This window comes from Faecalibacterium sp. Marseille-P9590, from assembly GCF_017377665.1.
Taxonomy (GTDB): Bacteria; Bacillota; Clostridia; order Oscillospirales; family Ruminococcaceae; genus Faecalibacterium.
This window is the reverse complement of record NZ_JAFREF010000011.1, coordinates 76,834-90,421: the sequence shown is the minus strand read 5'-3', so window position 1 is coordinate 90,421 and position 13,588 is coordinate 76,834. Positions and strand designations below refer to the sequence as shown.

Here is a 13,588-nt window from a genome sequence, read left to right as displayed (position 1 = left end):
TGCACCTCATGGATCGTTGTGCCGGAAAGGAAACGCTGCTTCTGCTTTTCGGTCAATTCCTGCTTCTTTCCCTCGATATACGAACCGCAGGGCGTTTTGCTCAGGGTCGTGTAGAGGTTTTCCATGTGGTAGGGCTTGAGTTTCTGCATCTCCATGCTGCCGATATAGGGGATAATCAGATTCTGGATGGTGGAAAGATTGGATTCGTAGGTTTTGGGTGCCCACTTGTGCTTGCTGCACTGCTTGGGCAGCCAATCCATGAGGAACTCTGATACCGTCACCGAGGACGGTATCAGGAATGTGCCAGCTGCCAGTTCATGCTCGATTTGCTTCTTTCGGTTCGTTGCCTCCTCTTTTGTAGGAAAACTTTCCCATTTGTCGCAGCTCTTGCCGTGTTCATCTTCGTAGGTGTAGCGGACGCTATAAGAGTTGCCGCGTTTTGTAATATATGCCATACTGTTGCCTCCTTATCAAGCTGCCCGGTTGAGCCACGCATCGAAGCTGTCCTTCGGGACACGGATGCTTCCGCCTACCCGCAGGACACGGAATTCGGTGGTGCTGTTGCACAGGTTGTAAGCAGAGCGCAGGCTGATGGCCAGCATTCGCGCGATCTCTTCCACCGTGTACACCAGTTTCGTGGTTGCCGGGCTGTCAGTTGGAGACTTGACGGCATTGGTTTGAGTGACCACTTCCATTGTAGTGGGATTCGTGTCCTTTTGCAAGAACTTTTTCGTATAATCGGAAGATTGCACAGAGACGGTCATAGAATTACGGTCAAAATCCATAAGCATTGCTCCTTATATTGTCATATCATCTAAAAATTCAGCTTAAAGTTCTACATCTTGCCCACGCTTACGGTTTTGCTGCGGCACATTCATGGTGTACTCCTGCTTGGGGGCAAGAATCTTTTCCAGAAAGCCACGCACCAGTTCGGGCGCACGGTGGAGAGCATCCAGATAGGGTTTCACGTCGTACCACAGGTCGTGGTACTTGTTGCTCCAACGAACGGCCTCTTTCTTGGCGGTGGAAAGTTCTTCTTTCAGGCGGCGGTTCTCCACATCCATCATATAGCCGTGGTCGGCTTGCTTTTTCAGCTTGGAAAACTCTTCTTCGGTCAGCGAATAGTTGCCGAGAAAGGTGCGCTTACCAATATAATCCAGATCGCGCGCATGAATGAGGGCTTCTTTTGTGAGCGTGACCTTTTTCTGCACAGCGGCAAGTTCCTTTTCGGTCTTGGAGAGGGTTTTGTTGGTTTGGGTGAGGTGCTGCTCTTTCTGGTCAATCTGGGCGGTCAGAGTGTCCAGTCGCTCCTGCTCCCGCTGGACTTTGAACTGGGTGACGGTCAGGTGTTCTTCAGTGCTGCCACGCTCACCGCGCTCTACATCCGTATACCCGGCGTTGCGCATATAGTGGAAGAAATCGTCTTGCAGGACACTGTACGACTTCTTCAGGACTGGCTTGCCGCTCTTTTGCAGGACAGGCTTTCCGGCATCGTCCAGCAGGGGCTTGGAAGCCCACTTCTTGCTTCGGCTGACCTGCATGACGGTCTCCTTGACTGTGCCGACCAGTGCCTTGTCCTTGCAGCGTTTCGACCAGAGGATCTGCTTTTCCACCACAGGCACATAGACCACATGGAGATGATAGTGGTAGACTTCACGGCCTAATGCTTCGGTCATGGCACGGTTGATCTCATCGGCGTGCATGACTGCCGAGAGGATATACTGCTCACCGCCCACGATTTGAACGGCAGCTTGGTAGGCATCCTCATAGAACTGCTTGGCGAACTCGTAGCCGCCGTGGTTGTCAAAGTAGGCCGAGTTGACATCAAAGACAAGCTCGCAGTAATGGGTGGCATCCGGCTTCAAGCCGCGCGTTGAAATCGTGCCAGCGGTTTCCAGTTGGGAGAACAGGTCGGTGTAGCTGGCGGTTGGCTTTTTGAAGTGGATGTTCCATGCAGTGCGCTGGGGGATGATGTCGGGGTTCCGGTAGCTGTCCTTTTCGCGCTCGTTGTGCTGCTGAGTGTTGCCAACGGCCTTGTCCGAAACGGCGAGATTTCGAACACTGGTGCGGTCAATGCCATCATTTCTTGCCAAAGGGCATCCCTCCTTTCAAGGTTCATCGAGAGGTGACGGGGAACGGAGATGCACTTCTGCGGAAGTGTAATAACCCACTATGACACTTTCATCCCTATGGTCTGCAAAGTGTAGTGGGCTCTCCGAGGACTCTCCGAGGGGGAACGTCTCCTGCGGGAGAGCTACAATCAAGTTCGCACAATGCGAACTTGATTGCTCCGTACGCATCTGAAAAAATTGCGTACGGACTTCAAATAACCCGTACGGTCTGTACGGCGTACGGAAATCTAAAATAAAAACGATAACACGTTTTAATTTGCTTCGATTCGCCGTACGGGTGCGTACAAGTACAGACCGTACAGGTTGTACGAACTTCTTCCGTGAAAAAATGCACTTTTTACGGACAGGGGTGGACAAGCGGTTCAATGCCCACAAAACCGCGCACCCTGCGGCCACCGGGCAGGGCGGTGTTATGCGTTGCACCAGAGACCCCAAAGTGGGAACTCTGGTGTTTTTTGCTTCCTGCCTGAATATACGGAAAATTTTGCAGGAAAGGCGAAAAAGCGGCAGAACTGCAACGGAAAAAGAAAAATGCCCTCACTGGTTGCAGGACTGCAACAGCAAGGGCGGAGAGGTAACCGTATATTGAACAAAACGGCAGAGCGTATTATAATGAGGAAAAAGCTCAAAAAGGAGGGCCGATTACATGGCACAGGAATATCTGCCCGCACCATCCAACATCCGTCTTGCGGACTTGATGAAAGAACGCAACATCAGCCAACCAGAACTTGCCAAGGAACTCGGCTGCTCCAAGAGCACCATCAGCCGCTTCATCAGCGGTGCAAAGGGAACCCTGACCCATGAGCAGGTGCTGAAAATTGCAAGGCTGTTCAACGTGTCCACGGATTTTCTGCTGGGAGAAACCAACATCCCTGACCGCAAGAACTACGATATTGCCGAACTGGGCTTGTCCGTAGAAGCTGCAAAGAACCTCTACACAGGGCGTGTCAATGCAGAGGTGGTCAATCTGCTGCTGGAAAATGCCCGCTTTGCAGAACTTACTTACCGCATATCGCAGTATTTTGATGATACTTTTGCGTCCGGCATCGCAGCACAGAATGCCATGCTCACGACATTGAGCACCCTGCTACGTACAAGGGTCAAGACCCCGGAAGCAGCCAAAGCCGCAAAGGACATCAGCCTTCGGAGAAAGCCGGTGTACCAAGGCGACCTTGATGATATTGAAATGTACTTCATGGCGGCAATCAAGGAAATCAAAAAGGGCATCGGGAGCCATTACGCCGAACAGGAAGCTATGAGTAAGAAAGTGGCAGAGAAGATGTTCACCGAATTGACCAAAGGGCAGGATGTGCAGCACCCAACGATCACGGCAGAGCAGTTGACGGATGCAATGTTGGACAGTGTTTCGGGCATGGAAGGAGCTACGCCGGAAGCACTGGAACAGCTGCGAAGCGGTCTGCTGGGAATCTTGCAGTCTGCCGCAGAGCAGGAAAACGCCCATGAAGCAGACGAATGAACGGCTTTGTGCGCTGGCACAGAAAGGCGATGCTGCCGCGCTGGACAGCCTGATCGACAACAACAAGTCCTTTATTGGCAAGGTGGCAAATGACCTTTTCCGCAGCATGAATCTGGCACAGTCCGGCCTGAACCTTGACACGGACGATTTGAAACAGGCGGGCAATCTGGGCTTATGGAAAGCTGTGTCGAAGTTTGATGCAGCCTGTGGCATGAAGTTCCTGACCTATGCGGCTCCTGCCATCCGCAACGCCATGATGGACATGGTGCGGGATGCCTTTGCCGCTTTTGAGCAGCGGATGGTGACGGAAGACAAGGACGGCGTCTGCTACCAGCGTATTTCGCTGGACGATGTTCTGCCGGGAGAAGAGCAGCTGCGGCGCATTGAAGCCATAGCCGACCCCTACGCCATGCAGCCGCAGAGCATTATGGAGGAGCAGGAATCGCGCCGGGAACTGTACGATGGCCTGAAACGGCTGACCCAACGGGAGCAGACCTATCTGCTGTACCGCTATGGCTTCACCGATGGCGAGGAACATCCGCTGATCGGCACGGCGATATACTTTCACCTGACGAAAGGCCGCGCAAAAAAGACAGAGGAACAAGCCATGGATAATTTGTGGCTGGAACTGCCGTGGTGGTTTGTATGAACGAAAAGAAAAATCGTGATTGTGCTACAAGTTTTCTGGAAATTTATGTGCAACCATACGATTTTGAAAAAATTGTGGACAGATGAAATAAATCAGGCTTGAAGTTCGTTGTTTAAACAGAAAAGTTAATAATTATGGTATGATAAAATGCGATAACAAATAAATCGACAAAAATAGATTGAATAAAGGAGAAGAATGCTATGAAAAAAGTAATTTACCTGTTTGTGCTATGCATGGTTTTGGGGTTAGCTGGATGTGGGCAATCTCAGGAAAATAAAGAATCATCGACTGAAAGCACTTCAGTACAAGTAGAAAACAAAAATGTTAGTGATATAGTATCAAACGAGCATTTAACCAATAATGATACTGCGAATTTTCAAATGCCAGAGGAAGGCTATTATAGTAATGATTTTGATGAAATTCTGAATATCACTAAAGAAGATGATGGCACATATAGGATCGAGTATAGCGTTACCCATTTGCTTTATGTCGAAAACGCGATTGGAACTTACGATTCTGAAACAGGGATTCTTAGCTTTAGCGGCAAAGACGACAGAGGAAATGATATAAAAGCAGAAATTGAAAATAAGGGAGATCATCTGGAAGTCACAGTAACTCAGAGCAACTATGAAGATATTATCGGGACGAAGCAGGAATTTTTTCAAGCAGATGAGTAAGAACAAATAGGCGACAAAAGTTGTGGAAAAACTTGATAACTATTAACAAACCGATAGCCCTCTATTTGCAATGATCGCAAGTAGAGGGCTGTTGGTCTGTTTGGAATATTCTAATTAAAGGTCAATCTTCTAATCTGCCATGGTCGCGGCCGAGCGAGAGATAATGTTCAATCTCACCACCCAGTACAAGCTGGGCGTACTCCAATGGCTTATTGTAGAGTAGCCAATCCAGTTCTGCCCGCTGTGCCGGGGTGTTGCCGTACTCGTCCTCAATGGCGATGCAGTCAAGGGAAAGGACAGTGCCATCCTCAAACCGGGCTTCCACCCGGTTGGTGTCCATATTGTAGCGGCAGGAAAGTAGTTTCATCATAGTAGTGTCCTCCTAGACTTGATTTTGATGTATGGCCACTCAAACCAATGCCGTCAAGCCGGTGGGGGATATGGATAACCTGTGGCTGGAACTGCCGTGGTGGTTTATCTGAGTGAAAAGAAAAATTGTGATTGTGCTACAAGTTTTCTGGAAATTTATGTGCAGCTATACGATTTTGAAAAGAATTGTGGACAGATGAAATAAAGCAGGCTTAAAATTCGTTATTCAAACAGAGAAGCCAATAATCATGATACCATTGATGTGATTCTTATAGCTGCAATCGTTCGGAAAAAATGTGACGTTCAGAAAATTCAAATGGAGCTATGATGAAGAGGTGCTTAAAATGACGAAATCAAGTAAGAAATTGACTGCTTTTGGTATAGCTTTGGCCCTAGCAATTCTTATAGGCGGTTTCCTGTTGCATCCGTGGGAGAGGACAAAATCGGAACTTACTGTAACAAAGGTGGATTTAAGCGATAATTCTATCTATGCAACCGCTCCCAATCAACTGTACGGTACAAATGATTACTATCTCATTCAGGGAGCTTCGGAATACTTAAAAGGAAATATTCAGCTATCGCAAATTGAAGAAGGCGAAAATATTGTGGTAGTTTCCAATGGAAAGGTTTTGTTATCTGACCCCTATCAGTTTGATACGATATACAGTATTCGATTGCAGTAATCCTATTTTTCATTAAAGGTCAATCTTCCAGTCTGCCATGGTCGCAGCCAAGTGAGAGGTAATGTTCAAGCTCCCCACCCAGTACAAGCTGGGCGTACTCCAAGGGCTTATTGTAGAGCAGCCAGTCCAGTTCTGCCCGCTGTGCCGGGGTGCTGCCGTATTCGTCCTCAATGGCGATGCAGTCAATGGCAAGGGTGGTGCCATCCTCAAATCGGGCTTCTACCCGGTTGGTGTCCATGTTAAAGCGACAGGAAAGCAGTTTCATCATAGTAATATCCTCCTAGACTTGATTTTGATGTGCGGTCACTCAAACCAATGCCGTCAAGTCGGTAGGGGATAGAGCGATTTTGTTTGTCAGAGAATAAGTGCACGGTTTCTGCACGGACTTTGCACGGTTTCAAAACGTGCAGAAGGTGCTTTTCGCTGCAAAATCCGACAAAGGGTGCAGAAATTGCCGGGTGAAAAACTACGCTGCTTTGCTCAAAAATAACGATGACTCGAAACTTCCATAAATCGAGACGAACCGGCGGCTTGCTCTCTTAATCAGTGGGCCCAGGGTTCGAGTCCCTGGAGGTGCACCAGATATTGAACGTCAAATCGTAAGATTTGGCGTTCTTTCTTTATGTAGGAAAGCGGCTGCACACTTTCTGCACACCGTTTGCACATTTGCCCGAATCAGGGGCTTTTCTGCGCAAGGTTTGCACAGCCTGCTTTCCTTTGCATAAAAAGAAGAAATTTTAGGCGAACAAGGCTCTCGTCAATTCTCTGCGTTCGTCTGCGTCCATCAGCCGGATGGCTTCAAGGATCTCTTTGCCGGAGATTTTTGTTGCCGCCGGCTTTTCGTTTTGCCGGGGCTGGGATGCTGCTGGGGTCAGGTCTTGGGAGTAGAAGTTTGCTTCGATCTTCTCGGTCAGCTCCAACCGGGGCTTGTCCTGCGTGTGGGCATAGGTGTCCATCAGGACAGATGCCGTTGCATGACCTGTGTTGCCCTGCACCGACTTGAAGTCACCGTCCGACTGCAAGAGCTGGTAGGTGGCACTGGAGTGCCGCAGACCGTGGAACACGATCTGCTCAAACTCCGGGTGCTCGGCTCTCCACAGACGGTACCATTTCGTCAGCAGCTCCGGTGCAATGGGCAAGCCGTCCGGCAGTCGGAACAGTTGCCCGCAGTTGCTGTATTTCTCCGGGGCGTTCTGCTCGTCCTGCTTCAACTTTTCAAGCCATGCCAGCAGTTCTTCCTTTAAGGGCTTTGTCATATACAGGACACGGTTGGATTTCTTGGTCTTGGGCTTTTTCAGGATAAGGGAGGACTTGCTGCCCTCACGCCTGTCCGGGAAGGTGTGGTAGACCTGATTGGGGTCGAGCTTTTCCAGAGCGTCCTTGTTGGCTCGCTGCATGGTCTTGCTGACTGAGATGGTGCCACGCCCATCGGCGGCATCGAAATCCAGATCACTCGGCTGTAAGCCGAGAATTTCGCCCTCACGGAGCGAAAGGATCATGCTCATGTGCACCGCTAGATGCAGGGCGGGGTTCTCGATGGTCTGCAAGGCTGCCAGCATGGTTTTCTCGTCCCAGATGGTGCGTTCCTCGATGTTGACCTTGGGTGCATCACGGGGCAGGGGAATCTTGTGGATCAAGTCCCATTCCACCGCATAGGAAAATGCGGTCTTGAGCAGCGTGTGGACTTCGTGGATAGAGGTGCTGGACAGCAACCGCTTCTTCTGCTTTTCGGTCAGGGGCTGCTTTACGCCGTGGACGTACTGCCCGCAGGGGGTCTTGGCAAGGGTGGCATAGAACTTCTCGATGTCGTAGGTGCGCAGCTCCTGCACCTTCCGCTTCCCGATATACGGCACGATAAGGTTCTGCACCATCGCCACGGACTGGGTGTAGGTCTTGGGGGACCATTTGTGCTTGGTGGACTGGATCGGAATCCACTTGTACAGCATTTCCTCCACCGTCATGGTGTCGGGGACGAGGAACGTGCCGTCCAGCAGTTCTTTCTCGACCGTGATCTTTCGCTCCTGCGCCTCCTTCTTGGTCTTGAAACTTTCCCATCCCTCGCAGGGCTTGCCGGAATGGTCTTTGTACTTGTAACGGACGGAGTAGGAATCTCCGCGTTTCATAATAGATGCCATAAATTACCTCCCTCAGACCGCCGCAAACCAGTTGTCGAAACTCTGCTTGTTCACCCGGATGCTGGTGCCGATGCGCAATACCCGGAAATCTTTTGTGGTGTTGCACAGGTAATCTTTACCGCATATTTTTTCCATGTCATCTGTTCTTCTCTGTCTACACGCGTAACCTTGTAAATCAGGTTTTCGCACGGTGTCAGAACTTTGGACAAAAAAGTTTTCTCGCCGCTCATGACGTTTTTTATGTATGCGCCCAGCGGAATTGCCAAAACAACCAGAATGGCAAGGTATAAAACATACTGAATCATGGTACTCATGCCTGATCATCTCCCTTCATTAAAATATAGACATACCACAGCAGCATTGCTGCCGCACATACACCTATGAGTGCAATTAGCATTTGCATAAGATTCATCCTCCTTTTTTGCTGTCCCAAATATCATAAACCCTTTCCTCTAAAAATGGCATTAGTGATCTTTTGTGCGTTTAAAGATGAAATAAAGATTACAACCAACCCAAAAGCCATGCCATAGGAAAGGCGATAACGATCGTACTGATACAGACACACGCCAAAACCAGTAATGGCATTCCAACAAAGATGGAGATGGAGCCAAGTAGCGGATGATGCCAAATAAAGCGCTCTGCTTTTGCGTCAAATCTCTGTTCAAATCTTCTCGCCGCATTTGTAATGCTCATAATTGTTCACCTCGTTTCTTTCTTGCAAGGCCATAATACCGCTAAAAGTATTAAGAGGGGAAAAGGATCCTGCAATCGAAACTAAGATTGTATAAGTCTTTGTCGCTCCAGGAAGTGATCTTACGGCTTTGTTCAAGCCTTGTGCGCTTTTGTCTGAAATCCGTCACGCTTTATAACGAGTCGTGATCCTTCAGGGTTTTGCTGCCAAATAGATGTCAAAACAGCAGTATAGCCCGGATGGAGGCGCTGTCGATAAAATAAAAAAAGTGAACCCTCTGGGTGTTTCCACCCAGAAAAGTCCACATAGAAAGAGCTGCTTTGGATTTATAAGAGATCGTAGTTGTCCAAATCCCTGCTATGAATCGTAAGTGTTGATGTACATTTGATGCTTAGTCTGAACAGGCAAGATTGTAGCTGCCGTATCGGGCTCGAACCCGACCGTTTTCCCGGCTTTGAATAAAAATCCGATCCCTGTTTTAAGAGGCTGATTTTGGCTCTGCACATTTTTGCACACTTTTTGCACACCGGAACGGCTGGATAACGGATGCAAGAGGGGATGGCGGGTGCAAAGGATGCAGCAGATGCAAAACGCAAATTTACGGCGAAACGATAAAAATAACGAATTTGCGTAATTCCGAAAATTGACGATTGTTGCACGTTGGTTTCTCTTAATCAGTGGGCCCAGGGTTCGAGTCCCTGGAGGTGCACCAGATATTGAACGTCAAATCGTAAGATTTGGCGTTCTTTCTTTAAAAAATTAATCGGTGAGCTTCCGACCCAGATAAGCTGCCTTGACCTGCTCGTTTGCCAGAAGCTCAGCGCCGGTGCCGGAGAGGGTCAGGTTGCCGGTCTCAAGGACATAGGCATAGTCGGCCACCTTCAGTGCCATGTTGGCGTTCTGTTCGTTCAGCAGCACGGTGATGCCCTGCTGGTTCACAGTGCGGATAATGTCAAAAATCTCCCGCACAACGATGGGGGCAAGGCCAAGGCTGGGTTCGTCCAGCATCAGCAGCTTGGGTTCCGTCGCCAGTGCGCGGGCGATCTCAACGCGGCGCTGCAGGCCGTAGGGCAGGCCAGTCGCCAGTTCATCACGAACATCCTGCAGGCCAAGTACTTGCAAAAGGTGCTCACATTCCTCGCGCTGACGCTTTTCTTCGTCGGCATTCAGGCGGAAAGTGGCGCTCAGCAGATTGGCGGAACGGCGGCAGTGTTTGGCAATGAGCACGTTTTCAAAAACGGTCTGGCTCTTCCACAGGCGGATGTTCTGGAAGGTGCGGGCGATGCCCATTTGGGTGATTTTATCCGGTGTCGGCGCAATGATATGGGAATACTTCCCGGCATTCTGGCCTTTATACAGCTTTTTCATCTTGCCGTGGGGCGTGTTCTCGATGATCTTGCGGCCCTCGAACCACACAGCACCGTTGGTGGGCGCGTACACGCCGGTGACGACGTTGAAAGCGGTGGTCTTGCCTGCGCCGTTGGGGCCGATCAGAGAGACGATCTGGTTCTTATCTACTTTCAGGTTCAGGCTGTCCACAGCAACCACGCCGCCAAACTGCATGGTCGCGTTTTCAATGGTCAATACATTTTCACTCATTTGGAACTCGCCTCCTTCTTGGCAGCTTTCGCCGTGGATGCGGATTTTTTCTGGAAGAGCTCGCGGTCACCCATGATGCCCTTGCGGAAGAACAGCACTACAGCCATAATGATGATGCTGAACACCACCATGCGGAAGCCGGAGCGCAGCAGCGGCAGACGGAAACCGCCGATATACGTTTCGTTGTCGAGAAAGCGCAGCAGCCATTCGGAGCTTGCGATGAAGAGGAACGAGGCGATGACCGAGCCGGACACCGAGCCGATGCCGCCGATGACCACGATGAGCAGCGCAAACGTAAAGGCATCACTGAAGGTGGTAGCACCGGCACCTTTAATAAGGCTCTCACAGATACCGATGATGAAGCCGCCGATCACAGCACCCGGGATGGAGCCGATGCCGCCGAACACCGCCGCCACAAAGGCTTTCAGGCCGGGCATTGCGCCCACGGTGGGGGTGACAGCGGTGTAGTTGGAGAAATACATCATCGAGCCGATGGCCGCAAGGAAACTGCCCACGGCAAAGGTAAAGCTGATGACATTGTTGATCTTGATGCCCATGAGCTGCGCTGTTTCAAAATCACGGGAGGCGGTGCGCATCGCCATGCCGATCTTGGTCTTCTGGATCAGGGTGACAAGTGCGGCAACCAGAATCACGACAAGGAAGGGCGTGACCACAGTTGATGAGGCGGAGAATGCCGTAGACCATCGTATAGCCGATGGCGATCAGTGCATATTGGCCGCCCACCGAGATGCCTGCCAGCAGATAGGGCAGAAACTTTGCAGCCATGAGAAAACCCTCCATTTCTTACAACAGGTTTCACAAGCAAAGCGCAGGCAGGGGCTGTCCCCCCGCCTGCGTTCTGTTATTTTAAGCGAAAATGAGCATCAGCCTTCCACACTCTGGGTCTTGACGAACTCGAATGCGCCGTCGGAGGCTTTCTTGATATAGGCAGAGAAGTCGGAGGTGCCTTCCGGGAACTGCTCGCTGGTGACGGTGCCGCCCAGATCCTCAAACGCGTTGACGAAGTAGGTGGCCAGACCGGAGCCGTAGTCCTCGCCCAGCATGCTCAATACATAGGCGTTGCCTGTGCCGAACTCATCCTTTGCAAAGTTGGCCATGACGGAGCCCTGGAACGGGTCGAGGAAGCAGACACGGAAGTAATCGGGGTTCGCCTCGGTGACGGCTGGGTTGGTGCAGGAACAGCCAATGGCCGGGATAGAAGCGGACTGGAAGGTGGGAGCTGCTGCAATGGAGCAGCCGGAGCCGTAGCTGCCCAGCACGACGGAAATTTTCTTGGAGACCAGCTCCTGTGCGGCGGTCACGGCCTTGTCGGTGCTGGACTGGTTGTCCACTTCCACCAGCTCGACGGTGTAGGAGTGTGTAAGAAAGATGGAAGAAACCGTCGCAAGCCTTTCGCTTGCAGTGCATCTGTCCACCGTCGTGCAGGAAAACGAGATGGCAAATGTACTCACCCCGGCGGGCGGGATCTTCCGCCGCTTCGTGGAGCCGGGACAGGAAGTGGAGTATGGTCAGAAAACGGGCGTGATCCTTGACCCGTTTACTGCAGAGGTGGAGGCAGAGATCACCTGTCCGACCAGCGGTGTTGTTTTCTTCGCTTTGAAAAAACCGCTGACAACAGAACATGAGATCGCATTTAAGGTGATCCGGCGGCTGCATGGGGGATGTTTGTAAACAAGATTTTTGTATTTCGTAGAGAGCGAGTATAAAAATCAGATACAAGACCCAACTAAGGAAGGTACAGTCCGTGATGTCGAGCTGTACAGCAATTTCAAAACCATTGCCGAAAGTATTCCCGAAACGTCGGTCTTGCTGTATAATGATTCCGGAGGCCCGGCCAGGCGGGGCTTTGTAAAAACCATGACCGAAGCCGGTCTGCTGTAAATCATACCCCACAAGGAGGTCTGTTTTATGAACTCGACTCTGCGAAAGGATGCCGATGCCATCATCGCATCCAGCCTGAACGCTGTCCTGCCGGACGAAGCTGTCCGCCGCGCATTGAAAGCCTTTGCACCCAAGGGCGGCAGGGTGCTGCTGGTCGCAGCGGGCAAGGCCGCATGGCAGATGGCACACGCAGCGGTGGAAGCGCTGGGCCGTGTGGACGGCGGCGTGGTCGTGACCAAATACAAGCACGTCAGGGGCGAAATTCTGGGAGTAAATTGTTATGAAGCAGGCCATCCGGTGCCGGACGAGAACAGTTTTGCGGCCACCGAGAAGGCATTGGAGCTGGTGCGCGGCCTGGCGGCGGAGGATACCGTGCTGTTTCTGCTCTCCGGCGGAGGAAGTGCATTGTTTGAAAAACCGCTGCTCCCCGGCACAGAATTGCAGGACATCACCGGCCAGCTCCTTGCCAGTGGCGCTGACATCGTGGAGATGAACACCATCCGCAAACGGCTTTCGGGCGTCAAGGGCGGGCGGTTCGCGCAGGCATGCGCCCCGGCTCAGGTATTCAGCATCGTGCTGAGCGATATTCTGGGCGACCCGCTGGATATGATCGCCAGCGGCCCGGCGGTGCCGGATACCTCTACTTGCGCACAGGCGCTTGCCATTGCGGAGAAGTATCACCTGAAGCTCTCGGAACAGGCAAAAGTTCTTCTGGCGCAGGAAACGCCCAAGATTCTGGACAATGTGACGACCCAGATCACTGGCAGTGTGCGGGAGCTTTGCACCGCTGCCGCTGCCGCCTGCCGGGAACTTGGCTATGAGCCCGTCCTGCTGACCGACCAGCTCTGCTGTGAAGCCCGGGAAGCGGGCAGCTTCCTTGGCTCCATCGTCCGGACCCACGCGGGGCAGGGAAAAAAGCTGGCCTACATCGCAGGCGGCGAGACGGTCGTCCACCTGACCGGCAGGGGTCTCGGCGGACGGAATCAGGAGCTTGCCCTTGCAGCGGTTCCGGCGCTGGCCGGGCTGGATGCAGCAGTGTTCTCGGTGGGCAGTGACGGCACCGACGGCCCCACGGATGCTGCCGGCGGCTATGTGGATGGTGACACCCTCTCCGCACTGACCGCCAAGGGCTGGAAGGTGTTCGATACCCTGCAAAACAACGACGCCTACCATGCACTGAAAGCTGTGGACGGCCTTATCATGACCGGCGCTACTGGCACGAATGTCAATGATGTTGCCGTGGCGCTGGTGGGGGAAAAGTAAAAATGTGATTC

15 protein-coding genes and 3 pseudogenes are annotated in these 13,588 nt (G+C 51.7%); 7 read left to right on the top strand and 11 right to left on the bottom strand.

All coding sequences use genetic code 11. The annotated features are described in order from the left end of the window. The 3 genes and pseudogenes from J3349_RS11685 to J3349_RS11675 form a co-directional block, all read right to left on the bottom strand. Positions 1 to 455: pseudogene (locus J3349_RS11685) on the bottom strand (N-terminal phage integrase SAM-like domain-containing protein); the annotation flags it as partial. A gap of 15 nt (positions 456 to 470) precedes the next feature. Further along, positions 471 to 785: a helix-turn-helix domain-containing protein gene (locus J3349_RS11680; RefSeq protein WP_207677511.1), complete on the bottom strand. Its 315-nt coding sequence runs from the start codon at positions 783 to 785 to the stop codon at positions 471 to 473. A gap of 42 nt (positions 786 to 827) precedes the next feature. Next, complete coding sequence (locus J3349_RS11675) at positions 828 to 2,093, bottom strand: plasmid recombination protein (RefSeq protein WP_207677510.1); 1,266 nt, start codon at positions 2,091 to 2,093, stop codon at positions 828 to 830. Between the two features lie 388 nt (positions 2,094 to 2,481). Here J3349_RS11675 and J3349_RS11670 point away from each other — a divergent pair, with 388 nt between their 5' ends. The 4 genes from J3349_RS11670 (at position 2,482) to J3349_RS11655 (ending at position 4,935) form a co-directional block, all read left to right on the top strand. Beyond that, entirely contained in the window at positions 2,482 to 2,721 is a 240-nt protein-coding gene (locus tag J3349_RS11670) for a hypothetical protein (RefSeq protein WP_207677509.1), read from the top strand. Positions 2,722 to 2,778: 57 nt separating this feature from the next. After that, on the top strand, positions 2,779 to 3,609 hold the full coding sequence (locus J3349_RS11665; protein ID WP_207677508.1) for a helix-turn-helix transcriptional regulator: 831 nt from the start codon (positions 2,779 to 2,781) through the stop codon (positions 3,607 to 3,609). Continuing rightward, the gene (locus J3349_RS11660) at positions 3,593 to 4,258 is read left to right on the top strand and encodes a sigma-70 family RNA polymerase sigma factor (RefSeq protein WP_207677507.1); all 666 of its coding nucleotides are present in this window, start codon (positions 3,593 to 3,595) and stop codon (positions 4,256 to 4,258) included. Before J3349_RS11665 ends, J3349_RS11660 begins: the two co-directional genes overlap by 17 nt. 200 nt (positions 4,259 to 4,458) lie before the next feature. Further along, positions 4,459 to 4,935 carry a hypothetical protein gene (locus J3349_RS11655; protein ID WP_097778995.1) on the top strand — a complete coding sequence of 159 codons (477 nt, stop codon included), beginning with the start codon at positions 4,459 to 4,461 and terminating at the stop codon, positions 4,933 to 4,935. 121 nt (positions 4,936 to 5,056) lie between these two features. Here the strand turns inward: J3349_RS11655 and J3349_RS11650 are convergent, their stop codons facing one another. After that, a complete protein-coding gene (locus tag J3349_RS11650; RefSeq protein WP_207677506.1) occupies positions 5,057 to 5,305 on the bottom strand; it encodes a DUF6061 family protein in 249 nt (82 codons plus the stop codon). A 343-nt stretch (positions 5,306 to 5,648) separates the two neighbouring features. Here J3349_RS11650 and J3349_RS11645 point away from each other — a divergent pair, with 343 nt between their 5' ends. Further along, positions 5,649 to 5,987, top strand: a complete 339-nt coding sequence (locus J3349_RS11645) for a hypothetical protein (protein ID WP_015538141.1) — start codon at positions 5,649 to 5,651, stop codon at positions 5,985 to 5,987. A 19-nt stretch (positions 5,988 to 6,006) separates the two neighbouring features. Here the strand turns inward: J3349_RS11645 and J3349_RS11640 are convergent, their stop codons facing one another. The 7 genes and pseudogenes from J3349_RS11640 to J3349_RS11610 all read right to left on the bottom strand — a co-directional run bounded on the left by J3349_RS11640 (position 6,007) and on the right by J3349_RS11610 (position 11,848). After that, positions 6,007 to 6,255: a DUF6061 family protein gene (locus J3349_RS11640; protein WP_112145648.1), complete on the bottom strand. Its 249-nt coding sequence runs from the start codon at positions 6,253 to 6,255 to the stop codon at positions 6,007 to 6,009. 469 nt (positions 6,256 to 6,724) lie between these two features. After that, positions 6,725 to 8,122, bottom strand: a complete 1,398-nt coding sequence (locus J3349_RS11635) for a site-specific integrase (RefSeq protein ID WP_207677505.1) — start codon at positions 8,120 to 8,122, stop codon at positions 6,725 to 6,727. A gap of 119 nt (positions 8,123 to 8,241) precedes the next feature. Then, positions 8,242 to 8,436: pseudogene (locus J3349_RS11630) on the bottom strand (potassium-transporting ATPase subunit KdpA); the annotation flags it as partial. 187 nt (positions 8,437 to 8,623) lie between these two features. Continuing rightward, positions 8,624 to 8,815: a hypothetical protein gene (locus J3349_RS11625; RefSeq protein WP_097771706.1), complete on the bottom strand. Its 192-nt coding sequence runs from the start codon at positions 8,813 to 8,815 to the stop codon at positions 8,624 to 8,626. A 757-nt stretch (positions 8,816 to 9,572) separates the two neighbouring features. Further along, on the bottom strand, positions 9,573 to 10,412 hold the full coding sequence (locus J3349_RS11620) for an ABC transporter ATP-binding protein (RefSeq protein ID WP_207677504.1): 840 nt from the start codon (positions 10,410 to 10,412) through the stop codon (positions 9,573 to 9,575). A 269-nt stretch (positions 10,413 to 10,681) separates the two neighbouring features. After that, positions 10,682 to 11,198: pseudogene (locus J3349_RS11615) on the bottom strand (branched-chain amino acid ABC transporter permease); the annotation flags it as partial. A 98-nt stretch (positions 11,199 to 11,296) separates the two neighbouring features. Further along, positions 11,297 to 11,848 (bottom strand): ABC transporter substrate-binding protein, encoded by a 552-nt coding sequence (locus J3349_RS11610; protein WP_347565011.1) that lies wholly within the window; start codon positions 11,846 to 11,848, stop codon positions 11,297 to 11,299. On the opposite strand from J3349_RS11610, the gene J3349_RS11605 reads away from it, so the two are divergent. Then, on the top strand, positions 11,802 to 12,104 hold the full coding sequence (locus J3349_RS11605) for a hypothetical protein (protein ID WP_207677515.1): 303 nt from the start codon (positions 11,802 to 11,804) through the stop codon (positions 12,102 to 12,104). The genes J3349_RS11610 and J3349_RS11605 overlap by 47 nt on opposite strands. Positions 12,105 to 12,341: 237 nt before the next feature. Next, entirely contained in the window at positions 12,342 to 13,577 is a 1,236-nt protein-coding gene (locus tag J3349_RS11600) for a DUF4147 domain-containing protein (protein WP_207677503.1), read from the top strand. The last annotated feature ends 11 nt before the right edge of the window (positions 13,578 to 13,588 follow it).